Source organism: Pseudomonas batumici (genome assembly GCF_036585405.1).
GTDB lineage: Bacteria > Pseudomonadota > Gammaproteobacteria > Pseudomonadales > Pseudomonadaceae > Aquipseudomonas > Aquipseudomonas batumici.
The window spans coordinates 2,567,898-2,588,989 of sequence record NZ_CP144470.1; the positions used below are offsets into that span (position 1 = coordinate 2,567,898).

The window sequence follows — 21,092 nt, forward strand, 5'->3', positions numbered from 1 at the left end:
TCGGTTACTTCACCGCCCCCAGATTCGCCTCGCTCAGGTCCAGCTCCGCCAGCACCTCGCGCAACACATCGTCACCGATCTGGTGCTGGCGACTGAGCCGGTACAACTCCAGGCGCTGCGCCCGCAGCGCCGTCAAGCGCAAGCGGCGTTCCAGCAGGTCCATCTGCAACGCCAGCGCCTGGGCCTCGGCGGAGTCGTTGAACACCTCCAACTGATGCCGGTACTCGGCCATCAACCGCGCTTTCAACTCGGTCGCCAACGCCGCCTGGGCCGCATCCTGAGCCGTGTCCTGCTGCGCGCCCAGCTCCTCGGCCTCCAGCACATGGATCGCCGCCTCGGCGGTTCTCTTCCAGGCCTCGCGCACTTCGCCGCGATGCCGGTCATCCGAACGCTTCGGCAACTCGCGCAACAGCAGCGGCAGGGCAATACTGGCCGTCGCCAACGACAGCAGGATCACCCCCGCGGCAATGAAAACCAGCAAGTCACGCTCGGGAAAGTCCGCCCCGGGCGCGATCAGCAGCGGCACCGACATCACACCCGCCAGCGTCACCGCGCCGCGCACGCCACCCACGGTCAGCAACCAGCAGGAGCGCGCCTTGGGCAGCCCCGACAATTGGTCTTTGCCACGCCAGTAGCGCAACAGCTCCGACAAGCGCCAGATGCTGTGCACCCAGACAAACCGCAACGCCACCAGCGCCAGGAAGATCGCCAGCACCTCCAGCCCGCGGTACAGCAAGGTCGGCCACAACGAGGTCGCATGGCTGGCAACCGCCTCGACGATATCCGGCAGCTGCAGGCCCAGCAGCAGGAAGATCAACCCGTTGAAGGCGAACTCCAGCAGCGACCAGACACTGCGGTTGAGCAGCCGGGTGCTGGTCTGGCGCGGCAACAGGTCGAGCCAGCTCTGCATCATCCCCGCCGCCACCGCCGACAGAATCCCCGAAACCTCCAGGCGCTCGGCCAACACATAGGCGGCGAACGGCAACAGCAGCATGAACACCACGTGGGTCGCCGGATCGTCCCAGCCGCGAGCGATCATCCACAGCCGAAAACGCCCCACCAGCCAGCTCAGCGCCACACCGACCGCCAGGCCACCCACGGCGACCAGGACAAAGGTCAGGCTCGCATTGGCCAGGGAGAACGCACCGGTCACGGCCGCCGCCAGGGCGAACTTGAAGGTCACCAGGCCCGACGCATCGTTCATCAGCGCCTCACCCTGGAGCATATGCATCAGCGGTGTCGGCAGGCGGTTCTGGGAGATCGCAGACACCGCCACCGCATCGGTCGGTGATAACACCGCGGCCAGGGCAAACGCCACCGGCAAGGGGATAGCCGGCAACAACCAGTGAATGAAACAGCCGGCGCCGACCACCGTGAACAACACCAGCCCCACGGCCAGGGTCAGGACCGGCCCGCGCAGGCGCCACAGCTCACGCTTGGGCATGCGCCAGCCATCGGAAAACAGCAACGGCGGCAGAAACAGGAACAGAAACAATTCCGGATCCAGCGCCACATGCAGGCCCAGGCTCGGCCAGGCCAGTACCGCCCCGGCGGCAATCTGGACCAACGGCAGCGGCAGCGGGATCACCCGCCAGAGCAAACGCGAGACGCCCACCAGCATCAACAGAATCAGGACGGTGTAGGCCGTCTGCATAAAAGGCATTCCCAATCGATCAACCACACATCTCAGGCAACGGCTTGCCTTCGAAGTGCCATATTAGCCGCTTAAGCTGCCGCCCGGGCGTTGCACGAAAGTCGCAGGCGGCCAGGAAAGATGTAACCGCACGCGACTAAAGAACAGCCATCGACGCCGAAACCGCTCGGTCATGGCATAATCTTTCACCTTTCATCCCGCGTATCTCCAAAGGGGAGGCAATTGCTGTGACCGCTTCGAGCAAAACGTTGCACCTTTTCGGAATCAAGGCGTGCGACACCATGAAGAAGGCCCGCACCTGGCTCGACGAGCAGGCCGTGCCCTACGCGTTCCATGACTACAAGACCGCCGGCATCGACCGCGAACACCTGACCCAGTGGTGCAACGAGCACGGCTGGGAAGTGGTGCTGAACCGCGCCGGAACCACCTTCCGCAAACTCGACGACGAACGCAAAGCCGATCTCGACCAGGCGAAGGCGATTGAACTGATGCTGGCACAACCCTCGATGATCAAGCGCCCGGTGCTTGATCTCGGTGACCGAACCCTGATTGGCTTCAAGCCAGATAGCTATGCGGCGGCCCTCAACTGAGCCAGAGCGCTCAAGGCCCCCACTCATTTCGCAAGAGGTAACTGCATGTCCACTACTCTGTTCAGCCTGGGCTTCGGCGTTGGCACCCAGAATCGTCAAGGTGCCTGGCTGGAGGTGTTCTACGCCCAACCCCTGATCCAGCCTGCGGCCGACCTGGTCGCCGCCATCGCGCCGATCCTCGGCTACACCGGCGGCAACCAGGCGATCGCCTTCAGCACCACCCAGGCTTCGCAACTGGCCGAGGCCCTGAAGGGCGTCGACGCCACCCAGGCCGCCCTGCTGACCCGCCTGGCCGAAAGCCACAAGCCGTTGGTCGCGACCCTGCTGGCCGAAGATGTCCAGCTGACCTCCACCCCCGAGGCCTACCTCAAGCTGCACCTGCTCTCCCATCGCCTGGTCAAGCCCCACGGCCTGAGCCTGGCGGGCGTGTTCCCGCTGCTGCCGAACGTGGCCTGGACCAGCCAGGGCGCCATCGACCTGTCGGAACTGGCCGCGCATCAACTGGAAGCGCGCCTGCGTGGCGAGTTGCTGGAAGTGTTCTCGGTGGACAAGTTCCCGAAAATGACCGACTACGTGGTCCCGAGCGGCGTGCGTATCGCCGACAGCGCGCGTATTCGCCTGGGCGCCTACATCGGCGAAGGCACCACCGTGATGCACGAAGGTTTCGTCAACTTCAACGCCGGCACCGAAGGCCCGGGGATGATCGAAGGCCGTGTTTCGGCCGGCGTGTTCGTCGGCAAGGGTTCGGACCTGGGCGGCGGCTGCTCGACCATGGGCACCCTGTCCGGTGGCGGCAACATCGTCATCAAGGTCGGCGAAGGCTGCCTGATCGGTGCCAACGCCGGTATCGGCATTCCGCTGGGCGACCGCAACACCGTGGAATCGGGCCTGTACGTGACCGCCGGTACCAAGGTGGCGCTGCTCGACGAGAACAACCAGTTGGTCAAGGTGCTCAAGGCCCGCGAGCTGGCCGGCCAGCCGGACCTGCTGTTCCGTCGCAACTCGGAAACCGGCGCGGTGGAATGCAAGACCCACAAGTCGGCCATCGAGCTGAACGAAGCCCTGCACGCGCATAACTAAGCAGGATTGCTGTTGTAGGAGCCGGCTTGCCGGCGATGGACGTCAACGATAACGCAGGGCACCTGAAACACCACGGTGCCCCGAGTTCATCGCGAGCAAGCTCTGCTCCTACAGGTTTTGCGCCCCCGCCCACGCTCACCAGGGCCGAACACCATGTTGATAGCTTCTCCCTGGCGCGCCGATTTCCCGGCCATCGCCGCCCTGCAACGGCAGGACCAGGTCTACCTGGACAGCGCCGCCACCACCCAGAAGCCCCAGGCGCTGATCGATGCCCTGGCGCACTATTACAGCAACGGTGCGGCCAATGTGCACCGTGCCCAGCACCTGCCCGGCGCCCACGCCACCCAGGCCTTCGAGGACAGCCGGAGCAAGGTCGGCCAGTGGCTCAATGCAGGCGATAGCGGACAGATCGTCTTCACCCACGGCGCCACCTCGGCATTGAACCTCCTGGCCTATGGCCTGGAAGCCGTTTTCCAACCCGGCGACGAGATTGTCATCAGCGCCCTGGAGCATCACGCCAACCTGCTGCCCTGGCAGCAACTGGCACAACGGCGAGGGCTGCGGCTTGTCGTCCTGCCGATCAACGCCAGCGGCCTGATCGACCTAAACGCCGCCCGCCAGTTGATCGGTCCACGGACCCGGTTGCTGGCGCTCAGCCAGCTCTCCAATGTGCTCGGTGCCTGGCAACCGTTGCCAGACTTGCTGGCCCTGGCCCGCTCGTTCAACGCCCTGACCGTGGTCGACGGCGCCCAGGGCGTGGTTCACGGGCGCCACGACGTGCAGGCTCTGGGCTGCGATTTCTATGTATTTTCCAGCCACAAGCTCTACGGCCCCGATGGCGTCGGCGTGCTCTATGGCCGTCATGCCGCCTTCCGCCAACTGCGGCACTGGCAGTTCGGCGGCGAGATGGTGCTGGACGCGGACTACCAGCAAGCCAGTTTCCGCCCCGCCCCGCTGGGCTTCGAGGCCGGGACACCACCGATTGCCGGCGTGATCGGCCTCGGCGCGACCCTCGACTACCTGGCCGGCCTCGACCAGCTGGCCGTCTCGGCCCACGAAGCGGCGCTGCACGCCCACCTGTTGCAAGGCTTGCAGGTGCGCAAGGGCATCCGCCTGCTGGGCGAACCGCAACTGGCCCTGGCCAGTTTCATCGTCGACGACGTGCACAACGCCGATCTGGCGCACCTGCTGACCGAACAGGGGATTGCCGTCCGGGCCGGGCACCACTGCGCAATGCCACTGATGAAACAGCTCGGGCTGGCGGGCGCAATCCGCGTATCGCTGGGGCTGTACAACGACTCCGACGACCTGGAGCGGTTTTTCGAGGCTCTGGATCAAGCCCTGGAGTTGTTGCGATGAGCCTGCCCGATGAGGCGCTGTCGGTCCTGGAGAGCTTCCGTCACCTCGCGGGTTGGGAACAACGGGCGCGCCTGCTGATGCAATGGGGCGAGCGCTTGCCGCCCTTGAGCGACGCCGAGCGGACCGAGGCCAACCGCGTGCATGGCTGCGAAAGCCAGGTGTGGTTGACCGGTCGGTTGCACGATGGTCAGTGGCAGTTTGCTGCCAGCAGCGATGCCCGCTTGATTCGCGGGCTGGTGGCGCTGTTGCTGGTGCGGGTCAATGGCTTGAGCGCCGACGAATTGCAGCAGGTCGACCTGCCGGACTGGTTCAATCAGCTCGGGCTGTCCCGGCAACTGTCGCCGTCACGCAGCAATGGGCTGAATGCCGTGCTGCAGCGCATGCGTGAATTGACCCAATAACCCTCAAGCCTGCGGCTTGAGCCGATCCGCGGGCCGGCGCATGCCCGCAACGATCTTGTCCACCGCCTTGGTCGCCGCCACCATGCCGAAGGTCGCCGTGACCATCATCACCGCGCCGAAACCACCGGCGCAGTCCAGTTTCACCCCGTCGCCGACAAAACTTTTCTGCAGGCAAATGCTGCCATCGGGCTTCGGATAGCGCAGTTGCTCGGTGGAAAACACACAAGGCACGCTGTAATGGCGGGTCACCGTGCGCGAAAAACCATAGTCGCGGCGCAAGGTCGAGCGCACTTTCGAGGCCAGCGGATCATTGAACGTACGATTCAGGTCGCACACCTGGATCAGCGTCGGATCGATCTGCCCACCGGCGCCGCCGGTGGTGATGATCTGGATCTTGCGCCGCTTGCACCAGGCGATCAGCGCCGCCTTGGCATTGACGCTGTCGATGCAGTCGATCACACAGTCGATATCCGGGGTAATGTACTCGGCCATGGTCTCGCGGGTGACGAAATCGCTCACCGCGTGGACCCGGCACTCCGGGTTGATGCCCTTCAGGCGTTCGGCCATGACCTCGACCTTGGGCCGGCCCACGGTGCTGTCCAGGGCATGCAACTGACGGTTGCTGTTGCTGACGCAGACATCGTCCAGGTCGAACAGCGAAATCTCGCCGACACCGCAACGGGCAATGGCTTCGGCGGCCCAGGAGCCGACACCGCCGATACCGACGATCGCCACATGGGCGGCCTTCAGCCGTTCCAGACCTTCAATGCCATACAACCGGGCGACGCCGGCAAACCGCGGATCTTCTGCACTCATGACCATTACCCAAAAAACCGGCGCGCATTATAGGGCCCGGCGCCGGCGGCGGGCAGCCTTAGCCTATGAATGGCTACCGACGAACGCTAAATCACAACGTTTTGACGAGAATAGCGCTACAACAATTCAGGAAAGAACTTAAACCCTGCGCCATTGCCCAATATCTGCTCGCACCTGCGGTGCTGTACGGTCGACGGATAGCAAGTGTAGGATGCGCGCCGCTCCGTTCCCTGTTCTAGCCCTTTTCGGAACCCGAAATACCTATGCCATCGCGTAAATTTGGACTCAACCTGGTCGTGGTGTTGGCAATCGCCGCACTATTCACCGGTTTCTGGGCGTTGATCAACCGCCCGGTTTCGGCGCCTGACTGGCCCGAGCAGATTGCCGGCTTCTCCTACTCGCCGTTCCAGCAGGGACAATTCCCGCAGAAACAGCAGTACCCGACCGACGATGAAATGCGTCGCGACCTGGAGATCATCAGCAAGCTGACCGACAACATCCGTATCTACTCGGTCGACGGTACCCTCCAGGACATTCCCAAGCTCGCCGAAGAGTTCGGCCTGCGGGTGACCCTGGGGATCTGGATCAGCCCGGACCAGGAACGCAACGAGCGTGAAATCACCCGCGCCATCGAACTGGCCAACAGCAGCCGCAGTGTGGTGCGGGTGGTGGTCGGCAACGAGGCGATCTTCCGCAAGGAAATCACCGCCAAGGAACTCGGCGTGCTGCTCGACCGCGTGCGCGCAGCCGTCAAGGTGCCGGTGACCACCTCCGAACAGTGGCATATCTGGGAAAAGAACCCGGAGCTGGTCAAGCACGTCGACCTGATCGCCGCGCACATCCTGCCCTACTGGGAATTCATCCCGATGGACAAGGCCGGCCAGTTCGTGCTGGACCGCGCCCGCGAACTCAAGCGCATGTTCCCGAAAAAGCCCCTGTTGCTGTCGGAAGTGGGCTGGCCGAGCAACGGCCGCATGCGTGGCGGTGCCGATGCGACCCCGGCCGACCAGGCCATTTACCTGCGGACCCTGGTCAACAAGCTGAACCGCCAGGGCTTCAACTACTTCGTGATCGAAGCGTTCGACCAGCCGTGGAAGGCTGACGACGAAGGCTCGGTGGGCGCCTACTGGGGCGTGTTCAACGCCGCGCGCCAACAGAAGTTCAACTTCGAAGGCCCGGTGGTGGCGATCCCGCAATGGCGCGTACTGGCCATCGGCTCGGTGGTGCTGGCACTGCTCTCGCTGACCCTGCTGATGATCGACGGCTCGGCCCTGCGCCAGCGCGGCCGGACCTTCCTGACCTTTATCGCGTTCCTCTGCGGTTCGGTGCTGGTGTGGATCGGCTACGACTACAGCCAGCAATACAGCACCTGGTTCAGCCTGACGGTAGGCTTCCTGCTGGCCGTCGGCGCCCTGGGCGTGTTCATCGTCCTGCTGACCGAGGCCCACGAACTGGCCGAGGCGGTCTGGACCCACAAGCGCCGTCGTGAATTCCTGCCGGTGGAAGGCGACTCGGACTACCGGCCGAAAGTCTCGATCCACGTGCCGTGCTACAACGAGCCGCCGGAGATGGTCAAGCAGACCCTCGACGCCCTGGCGGCCCTCGATTACCCGGACTACGAAGTCCTGATCATCGACAACAACACCAAGGACCCGGCGGTCTGGGAACCGGTGCAGGCCTACTGCGAGACCCTCGGCCCGCGCTTCCGCTTCTTCCACGTTGCGCCACTGGCCGGCTTCAAGGGCGGTGCGCTGAACTACCTGATCCCGCATACCGCCAAGGACGCCGAAGTCATCGCGGTGATCGACTCGGACTACTGTGTCGACCGCAACTGGCTCAAGCACATGGTGCCGCACTTCGCCGATCCGAAGATCGCCATCGTGCAGTCGCCCCAGGACTACCGCGACCAGAACGAAAGCACCTTCAAGAAGCTCTGCTATTCGGAATACAAGGGCTTCTTCCATATCGGCATGGTCACCCGCAACGACCGTGACGCGATCATCCAGCACGGCACCATGACCATGACCCGCCGTTCGGTCCTGGAAGAACTGGGCTGGGCCGACTGGTGCATCTGCGAAGACGCCGAGCTGGGCCTGCGGGTCTTCGAAAAAGGCCTGTCGGCGGCGTATCACCACGAAAGCTACGGCAAGGGCCTGATGCCCGATACCTTCATCGACTTCAAGAAACAGCGTTTCCGCTGGGCCTACGGGGCGATCCAGATCATCAAGCGGCACACCGCCAGCCTCCTGCGCGGCAAGGACACCGAGCTGACCCGCGGCCAGCGCTATCACTTCCTCGCGGGCTGGCTGCCGTGGGTCGCCGACGGCATGAACATCTTCTTCACCGTCGGTGCCCTGCTCTGGTCATCCGCGATGATCATCGTGCCGCAACGGGTCGATCCGCCGCTGATGATCTTCGCCATCCCGCCGTTGGCGCTGTTCGTGTTCAAGGTCGGCAAGATCCTGTTCCTCTACCGCCGCGCGGTCGGGGTCAACATGAAGGATGCCTTCGCCGCCGCGCTGGCGGGCCTGGCCTTGTCCCACACCATCGCCAAGGCGGTGCTGTACGGTTTCTTCACCAGCAGCATCCCGTTCTTCCGCACACCGAAGAACGCCGATAACCACGGTTTCTGGGTGGCGATTTCGGAAGCCCGGGAAGAGATGTTCATCATGCTGCTGTTGTGGGCCGCGGCGCTGGGGATCTTCCTGGTGCAGGGCCTGCCGAGCAACGACATGCGCTTCTGGGTGGTCATGTTGCTGGTGCAGTCGCTGCCGTACGTGGCGGCGCTGATCATGGCGTTCGTCTCCTCGCTGCCGAAACCGGCCGGCGAGCCGGAGCCAGCAGCGGTCGCCTAAACGCGACGCATTGCACGAAACGGCGGCCTGCGGGCCGCCGTTTTGCTTTAAGATATCCCCCCTTTGCGCGCCTCTACCCCTGTAGGAGCGAGCTTGCTCGCGATGGACGTCAACGATAACGCTGGGCACCTGACACCCTCGGCGCCCTGATGACCTTCGCGAGCAAGCTCGCTCCTACAAAAAAGCACCGGAGCTTTCCCATGACGGCCCACGCCGACCTTTCGCCGACCCTGCAACTCGCTTGCGACCTGATCCGCCGCCCTTCCGTGACCCCGGTCGATGCCGACTGCCAGAAGCAGATGATGCAGCGCCTGGGCGATGCCGGTTTCAAGCTCGAGCCCATGCGCATCGAAGACGTCGACAACTTCTGGGCCACCCATGGCCAGCATGAAGGCCCGGTGCTGTGCTTCGCCGGTCACACCGACGTAGTGCCCACCGGTCCCGTGCAGGCCTGGCAGAACGATCCGTTCGATGCGCTGATCGACGAACACGGCATGCTCTGCGGGCGCGGCGCGGCCGACATGAAAGGCAGCCTGGCGGCGATGGTGGTCGCCAGCGAGCGCTTTGTCGCCGACTACCCGAACCACAAGGGCTCGATCGCCTTCCTGATCACCAGCGACGAAGAGGGCCCGGCCCATCACGGCACCAAGGCCGTGGTCGAGCGCCTGGCCGCGCGTAACGAGCGCCTGGACTGGTGCATCGTCGGCGAACCGTCGAGCACTACCCTGGTGGGTGACGTGGTGAAGAACGGCCGCCGCGGCTCCCTCGGCGCCCGCCTCACCGTGCGCGGAGTGCAGGGCCATGTCGCCTACCCGCACCTGGCGAAAAACCCGATCCACCTGGCCGCCCCGGCCCTGGCCGAACTGGCCGCCGAGCACTGGGACGACGGCAACGCCTTCTTCCCGCCTACCAGCTTCCAGATTTCCAACCTCAACTCGGGCACCGGCGCGACCAACGTGATCGCCGGCGAGCTGGTGGCGCTGTTCAACTTCCGTTTCTCCACCGAGTCCACGGTCGAAGGCCTGCAACAGCGGGTCGCAGCCATCCTCGACAAGCACGGCCTGGATTGGCATGTGGAATGGGCGCTGTCCGGCCTGCCGTTCCTGACCGAGCCGGGGGCGCTGCTCGATGCGGTGTCGGCGAGCATCAAGGCCGTCACCGGGCGCGAGACCCAGGCCTCCACCAGCGGCGGCACCTCCGACGGACGCTTCATCGCCACCCTCGGTACCCAGGTGGTCGAGCTGGGCCCGGTCAACGCGACCATCCACCAGGTCAACGAGCGGGTCCTGGCCAGCGACCTCGACGTGCTGACCGAAATCTACTACCAGACCCTGATCAAGTTGCTCGCCTGATGCTCACCTGCCCTCTCTGCAGCGCGCCCCTGGGCGCGGTCGACAACGGCGTGGCCTGTCCGCTCGGGCATCGTTTCGACCGGGCACGCCAGGGTTACCTGAACCTGCTGCCGGTCCAGCACAAGAACAGCCGCGACCCGGGCGACAACCAGGCCATGGTCGAGGCCCGGCGTGACTTCCTCAACGCCGGCCACTACGCGCCGGTGGCCCGACGCCTGGCGGCGCTGGCCGCCGAACGCGCGCCGGGACGCTGGGTCGATATCGGCTGCGGCGAGGGTTACTACACCGCCCAGCTCGCCGAAGCCCTGCCCGAGGCCGACGGCTACGCGCTGGACATTTCCCGCGAGGCGGTCAAGCGTGCCTGCCGGCGCAACCCGCGACTGACCTGGTTGATCGCCAGCATGGCGCGGGTGCCGTTGGCCGATGCCAGCTGCCAGTTCATCGCCAGCGTGTTCAGCCCGCTGGACTGGCAGGAAGCCAAACGCCTGCTGAGCCCCGGTGGCGGCCTGATGAAAGTCGGGCCGACCAGCGGTCATCTGATGGAACTGCGCGAACGTCTGTACGATAAGGTGCGCGAGTACACCGACGACAAACACCTGGCGTTGGTGCCATCGGGCATGGCGCTGGAGCACAGCGAGGTGCTGGAGTTCAAACTGAGCCTGGCCAGCGCCCAGGACCGGGCGAATCTCCTGGCCATGACCCCTCACGGCTGGCGTGCCAGTGCCGAGCGCCGGGCGCAGGTCATCGAGCAGCCGGAGCCGTTCGAGGTCAGCGTGTCGATGCGCTACGATTACTTCGTTTTACAATAAACCCACTCTTCATGGCCTTGAACACGGGTTCAAGGCCGAGAAAATCCGCGAATGGATTTTTCGAACAGCCGCAGCGAGGACCTCCATGCGCCAGCCCGATATCGAGATTTACCTCAAGGACGACGACGTCGATCACAAGGCCGTGGCCGCCTGGCTCGGCGCCGCGCTGGGCCCGTGCAGCGACTGGACCCAGAAAGGCCAGACCTGGAAATGCAAGGCCGGCGGCGTGCCGGTGACCTGGCTGCCCAAGGCCGTGGGCAAATGGAACAGCCTGTACCTGGAAAGCGACCAGACTCCCTGGGACGACGACATTGCCTGCGCCCGCGCCGCCTTTGCCGCGCTGAACGTGGAAGTGCGCTGCGCGCCGGGGAGTTGGGTCGAGGAAGAAGGCGAGGAAAGCGCCGATCGCTGGATCCGCATCAGCGCCGATGGCGAAGAAGAGATCACCTGGCGTACGGCCTGAACCGGGCTTGCCGGTCACACCGCACCTGTGAGAGCCGGCTTGCCGGCTCCCACAAAGACCGCGTGCCCCTAATGATCAGTCAAGGGTCAAGAGGGTCCGCAGCGTTACAGCCCCACCACATCCTCGGCCTGCAAGCCCTTCTGGCCTTCCACCACCGCGTACTCCACCTGCTGCCCTTCCGCCAGGGAGCGATGGCCTTCGCCACGAATCGCGCGGTAGTGCACAAACACATCCGCACCGCCTTCACGCTGAATGAAACCGTAACCCTTGGCGTCGTTGAACCACTTCACATTGCCTGTCTCGCGAGTTGCCATGAATCCGTACTCCGTCTTGTTATTGTGGGGGCCCGGCTCGACGAGCCCTTCATGCGCTGTCGCCAGAACGTCATACCGTGCGGATGGTTCTTACTGCTCATGGCGAACCACTGAGTATAGGGCAGGTCAAAAAACTCTCAATCAATATTAGTTCGCCGCATTTTTGCCGATTTTTGGCGAATACGGCACACTAGCCCACCGAGCAAACGCTCGGTTCAGTCCACTTGCCTGCAGAAGCCGTATGACCCGTTCCCCGTTCCGTCGCCTCGTGTTTGGTACCTTGCGCCGCCTCCTGTACCTGTGGGTGCGCTCGGAGACGATCAACCAGTCGTCGCTGACCCTCAACCTCGACCGCAGCCGGCCGGTGTTCTACGTCCTGCAATCGCCGTCGCTGACCGACCTGGCGGTGGTCGACCGCGAATGCACCAAGGCCGGCCTGCCGCGCCCGGTGCTGCCGGTATCGGTCGGCGCCCTGCTGGAACCGGCGGCGTTCTTCTACCTGACCCCCGAGCCCGACTGGCTGGGCCGCCAGGACAAGCGCGGCGCGCCACCGACCCTGACCCGACTGGTCAGCGCCCTGACGCAGAACCCCGCCGAAGATGCGCTGATCATTCCGGTCAGCGTGTTCTGGGGCCAGTCGCCGGACAGCGAATCAAGCCCCTGGAAGCTGCTGTTCGCCGACAGCTGGGCGGTCACCGGGCGGCTGCGACGGCTGATGAGCATCCTGATTCTCGGACGCAAGACCCGCGTGCAATTCTCCGCACCGATCCACCTGCGCGGCCTGATCGAACACAACAAGGGCCATGAACGCACCGTGCGCATGGCCCAGCGCATCCTGCGGGTGCACCTGCGCAACCTCAAGGCCGCGGTGATCGGCCCGGACATCTCCCACCGGCGCAACCTGGTCAAGGGCCTGGTCAACGAACCGATGGTGCGCCAGGCGATCCTCGAAGAAGCCCAGCGCGAGAACATCTCCACGGAAAAAGCCCGGGCCCAGGCCCTGCGCTACGGCAACGAGATCGCCTCGGACTACACCTACACCGCCATCCGCTTCCTCGAAGTGGTGCTGAGCTGGTTCTGGAACAAGATCTACGACGGCATCAAGGTCAACCATCTCGAAGGCGTGCAGGCCGTGGCCCAGGGCCATGAAGTCATCTACGTGCCCTGCCACCGCAGCCATATCGACTACCTGCTGCTGTCGTACCTGCTGTTTCGCAACGGCCTGACCCCGCCGCACATCGCCGCCGGGATCAACCTCAACATGCCGCTGATCGGTGGCCTGCTACGCCGTGGCGGCGCGTTTTTCATGCGCCGCACCTTCAAGGGCAACCCGCTCTACACCTCGGTGTTCAACGAGTACCTGCACACCCTGTTCACCAAGGGCTTCCCGGTGGAGTACTTCGTCGAAGGCGGCCGCTCGCGCACCGGGCGCATGCTGCGGCCCAAGACCGGCATGCTGGCCATCACCCTGCGCAGCTTCCTGCGCTCCTCGCGCATGCCGATCGTCTTCGTCCCGGTGTATATCGGCTACGAGCGGGTGCTGGAAGGTCGTACCTACCTGGGCGAACTGCGCGGCGCGAGCAAGAAGAAAGAATCGATCTTCGACATCTTCAAGGTCATCGGCGCGCTCAAGCAGCGCTTCGGCCAGGTCGCGGTGAACTTCGGCGAACCGATCAAGCTGGCCGAGTTCCTCGACCAGGAGCAACCGGACTGGCGGTCCCAGGAACTGGGCCCGCAATTCCGCCCGGCCTGGCTCAACGACACCACCAACCGCCTCGGCGAACGCGTGGCCCGGCACCTGAACGAAGCCGCGGCGATCAACCCGGTGAACCTGGTGGCCCTGGCGCTGCTCTCGACCACGCGCCTGGCCCTGGACGACCGCGCCATGGCCCGGGTGCTCGACCTCTACCTGGCGCTGTTGCGCCGCGTGCCGTATTCGCCGCACACCACCTTGCCGGAAGGCGACGGCCGCGCGCTGATCCAGCACGTCAAGGACATGAACCTGCTGGCCGAACAAAGCGACGCCCTGGGCAAGATCCTCTATCTGGACGAGCAGAACGCCGTCCTGATGACCTATTACCGCAACAACGTGCTGCATATCTTCGCCCTGCCGGCGTTGCTGGCGAGCTTTTTCCAGAGCGCCTCGCGCATGAGCCGCGAGCAGATCCTGCGCTACACCCGCGCACTCTATCCCTACCTGCAGGCGGAACTGTTCATCCGCTGGTCACTCGACGAACTGGACGCGGTGGTCGACCAGTGGCTGGAGGCCTTCGTCGAACAGGGCCTGTTGCGCCTGGAGAACGCCGTCTACCTGCGCCCGGCCCCAAGTTCCCGGCACTTCGTGCTGTTGACCCTGCTGTCCAGGAGCATCGCCCAGACCCTGCAACGCTTCTACATGGCCATCTCGCTGCTGCTCAACAGCGGCCAGAACAGCATCAGCGCCGAGGAGCTGGAAGACCTCTGCACGGTGATGGCCCAGCGCCTGTCGATTCTCCACGGCCTGAACGCCCCGGAGTTTTTCGACAAGAGCCTGTTCCGCCACTTTATCCAGACCCTGCTCGACCTTGAGGTGCTGCGCCGCGACGACGCCGGCAAGCTGGGTTATCACGAACTGCTCGGCGAGCTGGCCGAGGGCGCGGCGAAACGGGTACTGCCGGCGGAAATCCGCCTGTCGATTCGTCAGGTGGCGCTGCATCGCAGCGAAGATGCCGCCGAGCAGAGCCCGGAAGCGGGTCCTGACGTGGGATAAGGCAAACCACCCTTGTCAGACCATTCGGCAAAGCAGCAAGGATGCTTCTCTGCCGGTTTTCAAGGGCAAAGGCCCGTGTAGACTCAATCCTGCGTCGCTTTTGACGCGTTCGATAAGGACATCGAGATGACTGCAAAGAACGTCGTGACCGCTGTTTTCCATTTCCCGCCGGACTACTCGATCCCGGCCAAGGCCGAAACCCGTATCACCCTGCGCAACCGCTGCACCGACACCCTGCTGGGGACCTGGACCAGCGCGCAACTTCCCGGCCAGTCGCCCTGGCGCTTCACCTTCGAACTGCCGGCCGATCTCAAGCGCAACTGCAAGGTCGAGATCGATATCGACATGAGCGTCGCCGGCACCTCGCTGCTGCCGGATATCAAGTACAGCTTCCGCTGGCGCCGGGACAACCAGGAAGAAACCTTTCACCTGAGCCCACCAGGGTATCTGTACCTCAGCGCGGCGCTGGTGCCGATGATCGGCACGCAGGACAACACCCTGGCCACCCTGCGCTTGGTGGCCCAGACCGAACCCGGCATTCCCGTGCATGTCCTCAGCGAGGAAATCACCTTCTTCAAGGGCTCCATCCCGCGCTACCTGCGCTACGACGTGAACAAGGTCAAGCCGGGCCAGGTCTACGAGACCCAGGGCACCTTCGGCAGCCGACGCAAATTCACCATGAAGCCCATTCCGCGCACGGTGGTGCTGCTGAAAGAGAAGCCGCAAAGCCTGATCCTCAGCGCCTGAGTGCCGTGCCGGGTCTTTCAAAACTGGCGTTTGCCGATAAATCCGTTAGATTCGTACGGGTTGGCGCCGGGTTTCCCCTGGCGCCACGGATTTCCCCACTGACCCAACAAGGAAGCGTCCATGCTCCGTCCCTCCCTTCGTCTGGCCGGCCTCTGCGCGGGCCTGCTGATTTCCGTCAACGCACTGGCCTTGTCCCTGGGCAGCCTTACCCAGGACCAGGCGTCCGGCGGCCTCAAGGACGCCCTGGCCCAGGGCGCCGTGGCGGCCGTGACCAACCTCGGCAAACCGGGTGGTTTCAGCAACAACCCTGAAGTGAAGATCGAGCTGCCGGGCAGCCTGGGCAAGGTCGCCAGCAAGATGAAACAGTTCGGCATGGGTGCCCAGGTCGATCAGCTGGAAGCCAGCATGAACAAGGCGGCGGAAGCGGCCATGCCGCAGGCCCAGGCGCTGCTGGTGGACGCCGTGAAGAAGATGACCGTGACCGACGCCAAGGGTATCCTCACCGGCGGCAAGGATTCGGCCACCCAGTACCTGGACAAGACCAGTCGCGAGCAGATCCGCGCCAAGTTCCTGCCGATCGTCAAGCAGGCCACCGACCAGGTGGGCCTGGCCAAGCAGTACAACTCGTTCGCCGGGCAGGCGGCAACCCTGGGCGTACTCGACGCCAAGAGTGCCAACGTGGAAGGCTACGTGACGGAGAAGGCCCTGGACGGCCTGTTCAAGATGATTGCCCACAAGGAAGAGGACATCCGTGCCAACCCGGCGGCAGCGGCCACCAGCCTGGCGAAGAAGGTGTTCGGCTCGCTGTGACGCTCCCTGGCTGGCACCCTGGATTCCTATCGCCAGCCAGACACAGCCCCCTTGTAGGAGCCAGCTTGCTGGCGATGGTCGTCAACGATAACGCGGGGTATCAGACTGATCGCGGTGTGGCGACCTTCATCGCCAGCAAGCTGGCTCCTACAGGTCCGTGGCGCTTACTAGGCCAGCGCCCAGCGACTGCTCTTCATCGGCCGTTTTCTTCACCCTGAACCAGCCCGCATACAACGCCGGCAGGAACAGCAGGGTCAAGGCCGTCGCCACGATCAACCCGCCCATGATCGCCACCGCCATCGGCCCGTAGAACACGCTGCGCGACAGCGGGATCATTGCCAGCACCGCCGCCAGGGCGGTCAGCACGATGGGGCGGAAACGTCGCACCGTCGCCTCGATGATCGCCTGCCATTGCGACATGCCCGCCCGGATATCCTGCTCGATCTGGTCCACCAGGATCACCGAGTTACGCATGATCATCCCCGACAGGGCGATGGTGCCGAGCATCGCGACAAAGCCGAACGGCTGGCGGAACACCAGCAGGAACAGGGTCACCCCGATCAGGCCCAGCGGCGCGGTCAGGAACACCAGCGCCACCCGCGAGAAACTGCGCAGTTGCAGCATCAACAAGGTCAGCACTACCACGATGAACAGCGGCACGCCGGCATTCACTGACGCCTGGCCGCGCTCCGAATCCTCCACGGTACCGCCGACATCCAACAGGTAACCGTCCGGCAGCTCGGCGCGAATCGGGTCCAGGGTCGGCATGATCTGCTTGACCAGGCTCACCGGCTGCTCCTGGTCGTAGATATCGGCGCGAATCGTCACGTTCGGCAAGCGGTTGCGGTGCCAGATAACGCCTTCCTCGAAACCGTACTCCAAGGTCGCGATCTGCGACAGCGCCACGCTGGTGCCATTGTCCGTCGGTACCGCCAGGCTCGGCAGCGCCGACAACTCATTGCGCTCGCGAGTGGTGCCGCGCATGAGAATTTCGATCAGTTCGTTGTCCTCGCGGTACTGGCTGACGGTGGAACCGGTCAGCGACAGTTGCAGGAAGCGCGACAGGTTCGCGGTACTGACCCCCAGCGCCCGGGCACGGTCCTGATCGACATTGAGGTAAACCACCTTGCTCGGTTCTTCCCAGTCCAGATGCACGTTGGTCACGTGCGGGTTCTCGCGCACCTTGGCCGCCACCTTGCGGGCCAGGGCGCGGACCACCTCGATATGCTCGCCGGTGACCCGGAACTGCACCGGATAACCCACGGGCGGTCCGTTCTCCAGACGTGTCACCCGCGCCCGCACATCGGCGAACTGTTCGTCGAGCACCTTGATCAGCCAGGTGCGCAGTTCCTCGCGCTCCTTGATGCTCTTGGCCAGTACCACGAACTGGGCAAAGCTGGTGGCCGGCAACTGCTGGTCCAGCGGCAGGTAGAAACGCGGCGAACCGGTGCCGACATAGGCCACGTAGTTGTCGATGCCAGGGTGGTCCTTGAGCAGGGCTTCCAGGCGCGAAACCTGTTCCGTGGTGTTGTTCAGCGAGGCGCCTTCGGCCAGCTTCAGGTCGACCATCAGCTCCAGTCGCCCGGAGGCCGGGAAGAACTGCTGCGGCACGAAGCGGAACAGCAGCACCGAGCCGACGAACAGCGCGATGGTCAGCACGATCACGGTCTTGCGCCGGCGCACACACCATTCCACCGCGCGCCGGACGCGCTGGTAGAACGGTGTGCCATAGGGATCCGGTTGCTCGCCGCCGTGCTTGGCGGCGTGGATCTTCGCCAGGTCCGGCAGCATTTTTTCCCCCAGGTAGGGCACGAACATCACCGCCGCGATCCACGACGCCAGCAGCGCCAGGGTCACCACCTGGAAAATCGAGCGGGTGTACTCACCAGTGCCCGACTGCGCGGTGGCAATCGGCAGGAAGCCGGCGGCGGTGATCAGGGTGCCGGTGAGCATCGGGAACGCCGTGCTGGTCCAGGCGAAGCTCGCCGCCTTGAGACGGTCGAAGCCCTGCTCCATCTTGATCGCCATCATCTCCACGGCGATGATCGCGTCGTCCACCAGCAAGCCGAGGGCCAGCACCAGCGCGCCGAGGGAAATCTTGTGCAGGCCGATGCCCAGGTAGTACATGGCGGCAAAGGTCATCGCCAGCACCAGCGGAATCGCCAACGCCACCACCATCCCGGTGCGCAGGCCCAGGGAGAAGAAACTCACCAGCAGCACGATGACCAGGGCCTCCACCAGCACCTGGACGAACTCGCCGACGCCGGTCTTCACCGCCGCCGGCTGGTCGGAGACCTTGCTCAGTTTCATCCCCGCCGGCAGGCCTTTCTGGATCCGGGCGAACTCGGCTTCCAGGGCCTTGCCCAGCACCAGGATGTCGCCGCCGTCGTTCATCGCCACCGCCAGGCCGATCGCGTCTTCGCCCATGAAACGCATGCGCGGCGCCGGTGGATCGTTGAAGCCACGGCGGACATCGGCCACATCGCTGATCCGGAAGGTGCGATCGCCGACACGGATCGGGAAGTTCCTGATCTCGTCGACCGTCTTGAAGTTACCGCTGACCCGCAGCTGCACGCGCTCGGTCGGGGTTTCGAAGAAGCCGGCGGTGGACACCGCATTCTGCTCCTGCAAGGCCTGCTGCACGGCGGCGAGCGGCAAGCCGAGGGTCGCCAGCTTGACGTTGGACAGTTCGATCCAGACCTTTTCGTCCTGCAGGCCGAGCAGGTCGACCTTGCCCACGTCCTTGACCCGCTGCAACTGGATCTGGATACGGTCGGCATAATCCTTGAGCACGGCGTAGTCGAAACCGTCGCCGGTCAGGGCGTAGATATTGCCGAAGGTGGTGCCGAACTCATCGTTGAAGAACGGGCCCTGGATGTCCGGCGGCAGGGTCTGGCGGATATCGCCGATCTTCTTCCGCACCTGGTACCAGAGATCGGGAATCTGCGAGGAATGCATCGAGTCCCGGGCCATGAAGGTCACCTGGGACTCCCCGGGCCGGGAGAAGGAGACGATGCGTTCGTACTCGCCGGTCTCCATCAGCTTCTTTTCGATGCGTTCGGTGACTTGTCGCGAGACTTCCTGGGCCGTGGCCCCGGCCAGTTGGTCTTGATGACCATGGCCTTGAAGGTGAACGGCGGGTCTTCGCTCTGCCCCAGCTTGGTGTAGGACAAGGCGCCGACCGCCGCGAGCAGGATCATCAGGAACAGCACGATCTGGCGATTGCGTAACGCCCATTCGGAAAGATTGAATGCCATCGGGGACTACTCCTTGGCCGCCAGATTGACCACGCGGTTGGAGCGATCCACCGGGCGAACCTTTTCGCCGTCATGGAGCACATGCACACCGGCCGCCACCACCCAATCGCTGGCTGTCAGGCCTTCGAACACCGGCACGGTCTTCTCGCCAAAGGCACCAACCCGCACGGGGGTACGCTTGAGGGTATTGTCCGCCAGGATCCGCCAGACATAGGTCGCGCCGTTTTCCGCGGTCAGCGCCGACAGCGGCACCGACAACGACACCACGCCAGCGGCCTGGATATACACCCGGGCGCTCTGGCCCAGCTCGGCCGGGACCTTGCCGGCGCTGAAGGCGATACGGGCGGCGAAGGTCCGGGACTTGGGATCGGCGGCCGGCGACAACTCGCGGATATGCCCGTTGAAACGCTGATCCGGCTGGGACCAGAGTTCCACCGACACATCCTGGCCGATCTTGAACCGCCCGAAGGCCTGTTCCGGGAAACTGATCAACACTTCGCGCTCGCCATCGGCGGCCAGGGTGAAGACCGTCTGTCCGGCGGCCACCACCTGGCCGACTTCGACCTGGCGCTTGGCGACCACACCGTCCTGGGGCGCCCGCAGCACGGCATAACCGGCCTGGTTGCTGGACACGTCGAACTCGGCCTTGATCTGCTTGAGGCGCGCCTCACCCGAGCGGTAGAGGTTTTCCGCATTGTCGTACTGCGAACGGCTGACCATCTGCCGGTCGAGCAAGGTCTTGTAGCGATCACGCTCGGAGCGCACCAGGTTCAGGTTGGCCTCGGCGGCCGCCACCTGGGCGCGGGTCGCTTCCAGTTGCAGGCGCACATCCTGGGGATCGAGCTCCGCCAGGGGCTGGTTGGCCTTGACCCGCTCGCCCTCCTCCACCAGTCGTCGACTGACCTTACCACCGATACGGAAGGCCAGGTCGGGCTCGAAACGTGCCCGCACTTCGCCGGGATAGCTGTCCATGGCCTGGGCCGAAGGCTGTGGCTGCACCACCATGGCCGGACGCACGGAGACCTGGGCCGGCTCTTCATGACCACAACCGACCAGGAAAACGGCTAGACTGGCGGGCAAAACAAGGGGCAAGACATAGCGGAACATGGTGTGCGACCTTTCGCTAGTGGCGCTCAGAATATTTATACTGATGAGTATGGTATTAATACCATACTCACCAGTCCAGTATTAAGTAAGAAGATGTCCGACAATCTTTCAGTGCCCAGCGGCCCCGGCCGCCCCAAGGACCTGGCAAAACGCCAGGCCATCCTGCAAGCGGCGAAAGATCTGTTTCTGAGTAATGGATACGCCAGCACCAGCATGGACGCAGTCGCTGCAGCAGCAGGTGTTTCAAAGCTGACGGTATACAGCCACTTCAACGACAAGGAGACCCTGTTCTCCGCCGCCGTAGTGGCCAAATGCGAAGAGCAGCTGCCCGAGCTGTTCTTCGCCCTGCCCGAAGGCGTGCCGGTGGAAAGCGTGCTGCTGAACATCGCCCGGGGCTTTCATCACCTGATCAACAGTGACGAGTCGCTGAACCTGCATCGGCTGATCATGACCCTGGGCAGCCAGGACCCGAAGCTCTCGCAGATCTTCTTCGAGGCCGGGCCCGAGCGCGTGCTGACGGAGATGGAGCGACTGCTGCAGCGGATCCACCAGAGCGGCGCCCTGGTGATCGACAAGCCGCACAACGCCGCCGAGCATTTCTTCTGCCTGCTCAAGGGCGCGGGGAACTTCCGGCTGCTCTTCGGCTGCGGCGGGCCGTTGAGCGAGGCCGAAGGCGAAGCCCATGTGCGCGAGGTGGTGGGGTTGTTCATGCGCGCCTACAGGCCCTGA

16 protein-coding genes and 1 pseudogene are annotated in these 21,092 nt (G+C 64.2%); 12 read left to right on the forward strand and 5 right to left on the reverse strand.

What is annotated here, in order from left to right:
• Nucleotides 1-4 precede the first annotated feature (4 nt).
• Entirely contained in the window at nucleotides 5-1,654 is a 1,650-nt protein-coding gene (locus NUH87_RS11615; RefSeq protein ID WP_338526040.1) for a Na+/H+ antiporter, read from the reverse strand.
• A gap of 227 nt (nucleotides 1,655-1,881) precedes the next feature.
• Between NUH87_RS11615 and NUH87_RS11620 the strand changes: the two genes are divergently transcribed.
• The 4 genes from NUH87_RS11620 (at nucleotide 1,882) to NUH87_RS11635 (ending at nucleotide 5,084) form a co-directional block, all read left to right on the forward strand.
• The gene (locus NUH87_RS11620) at nucleotides 1,882-2,244 is read left to right on the forward strand and encodes an ArsC family reductase (protein WP_040064742.1); all 363 of its coding nucleotides are present in this window, start codon (nucleotides 1,882-1,884) and stop codon (nucleotides 2,242-2,244) included.
• A gap of 45 nt (nucleotides 2,245-2,289) precedes the next feature.
• Entirely contained in the window at nucleotides 2,290-3,324 is a 1,035-nt protein-coding gene (gene dapD / locus NUH87_RS11625) for a 2,3,4,5-tetrahydropyridine-2,6-dicarboxylate N-succinyltransferase (protein ID WP_338526041.1), read from the forward strand.
• Between the two features lie 153 nt (nucleotides 3,325-3,477).
• Nucleotides 3,478-4,683 carry a cysteine desulfurase gene (locus NUH87_RS11630; protein WP_338526042.1) on the forward strand — a complete coding sequence of 402 codons (1,206 nt, stop codon included), beginning with the start codon at nucleotides 3,478-3,480 and terminating at the stop codon, nucleotides 4,681-4,683.
• A complete protein-coding gene (locus tag NUH87_RS11635) occupies nucleotides 4,680-5,084 on the forward strand; it encodes a SufE family protein (RefSeq protein WP_338526043.1) in 405 nt (134 codons plus the stop codon). Before NUH87_RS11630 ends, NUH87_RS11635 begins: the two co-directional genes overlap by 4 nt.
• A 3-nt stretch (nucleotides 5,085-5,087) precedes the next feature.
• Here the strand turns inward: NUH87_RS11635 and tcdA are convergent, their stop codons facing one another.
• The gene (tcdA, locus tag NUH87_RS11640; protein ID WP_338526044.1) at nucleotides 5,088-5,900 is read right to left on the reverse strand and encodes a tRNA cyclic N6-threonylcarbamoyladenosine(37) synthase TcdA; all 813 of its coding nucleotides are present in this window, start codon (nucleotides 5,898-5,900) and stop codon (nucleotides 5,088-5,090) included.
• Nucleotides 5,901-6,163: 263 nt separating this feature from the next.
• On the opposite strand from tcdA, the gene NUH87_RS11645 reads away from it, so the two are divergent.
• The 4 genes from NUH87_RS11645 (at nucleotide 6,164) to NUH87_RS11660 (ending at nucleotide 11,379) form a co-directional block, all read left to right on the forward strand.
• Nucleotides 6,164-8,755 carry a glycosyltransferase gene (locus NUH87_RS11645; protein WP_338526045.1) on the forward strand — a complete coding sequence of 864 codons (2,592 nt, stop codon included), beginning with the start codon at nucleotides 6,164-6,166 and terminating at the stop codon, nucleotides 8,753-8,755.
• A gap of 200 nt (nucleotides 8,756-8,955) precedes the next feature.
• On the forward strand, nucleotides 8,956-10,107 hold the full coding sequence (gene dapE, locus NUH87_RS11650) for a succinyl-diaminopimelate desuccinylase (protein WP_338526046.1): 1,152 nt from the start codon (nucleotides 8,956-8,958) through the stop codon (nucleotides 10,105-10,107).
• The gene (locus NUH87_RS11655) at nucleotides 10,107-10,916 is read left to right on the forward strand and encodes a putative RNA methyltransferase (RefSeq protein WP_338526047.1); all 810 of its coding nucleotides are present in this window, start codon (nucleotides 10,107-10,109) and stop codon (nucleotides 10,914-10,916) included. The genes dapE and NUH87_RS11655 overlap by 1 nt, the downstream gene beginning before the upstream one ends.
• 85 nt (nucleotides 10,917-11,001) lie before the next feature.
• Nucleotides 11,002-11,379 (forward strand): hypothetical protein, encoded by a 378-nt coding sequence (locus NUH87_RS11660; protein ID WP_338526048.1) that lies wholly within the window; start codon nucleotides 11,002-11,004, stop codon nucleotides 11,377-11,379.
• Between the two features lie 104 nt (nucleotides 11,380-11,483).
• On the opposite strand, the gene NUH87_RS11665 is transcribed toward NUH87_RS11660, so the two are convergent.
• Nucleotides 11,484-11,693 carry a cold-shock protein gene (locus NUH87_RS11665; protein ID WP_040064728.1) on the reverse strand — a complete coding sequence of 70 codons (210 nt, stop codon included), beginning with the start codon at nucleotides 11,691-11,693 and terminating at the stop codon, nucleotides 11,484-11,486.
• Between the two features lie 241 nt (nucleotides 11,694-11,934).
• On the opposite strand from NUH87_RS11665, the gene plsB reads away from it, so the two are divergent.
• The 3 genes from plsB to NUH87_RS11680 all read left to right on the forward strand — a co-directional run bounded on the left by plsB (nucleotide 11,935) and on the right by NUH87_RS11680 (nucleotide 15,999).
• Nucleotides 11,935-14,442 (forward strand): glycerol-3-phosphate 1-O-acyltransferase PlsB, encoded by a 2,508-nt coding sequence (plsB, locus tag NUH87_RS11670; RefSeq protein ID WP_338526049.1) that lies wholly within the window; start codon nucleotides 11,935-11,937, stop codon nucleotides 14,440-14,442.
• Nucleotides 14,443-14,568: 126 nt separating this feature from the next.
• Nucleotides 14,569-15,189 (forward strand): hypothetical protein, encoded by a 621-nt coding sequence (locus NUH87_RS11675; RefSeq protein WP_338526050.1) that lies wholly within the window; start codon nucleotides 14,569-14,571, stop codon nucleotides 15,187-15,189.
• Nucleotides 15,190-15,309: 120 nt separating this feature from the next.
• A complete protein-coding gene (locus NUH87_RS11680) occupies nucleotides 15,310-15,999 on the forward strand; it encodes a DUF4197 domain-containing protein (RefSeq protein WP_040064724.1) in 690 nt (229 codons plus the stop codon).
• A gap of 147 nt (nucleotides 16,000-16,146) precedes the next feature.
• Here NUH87_RS11680 and NUH87_RS11685 read toward each other — a convergent pair.
• Nucleotides 16,147-19,256: pseudogene (locus NUH87_RS11685) on the reverse strand (efflux RND transporter permease subunit).
• Between the two features lie 6 nt (nucleotides 19,257-19,262).
• Nucleotides 19,263-20,363 (reverse strand): efflux RND transporter periplasmic adaptor subunit, encoded by a 1,101-nt coding sequence (locus NUH87_RS11690; protein WP_338526051.1) that lies wholly within the window; start codon nucleotides 20,361-20,363, stop codon nucleotides 19,263-19,265.
• 93 nt (nucleotides 20,364-20,456) lie between these two features.
• Between NUH87_RS11690 and NUH87_RS11695 the strand changes: the two genes are divergently transcribed.
• Complete coding sequence (locus NUH87_RS11695; RefSeq protein ID WP_040064721.1) at nucleotides 20,457-21,092, forward strand: TetR/AcrR family transcriptional regulator; 636 nt, start codon at nucleotides 20,457-20,459, stop codon at nucleotides 21,090-21,092.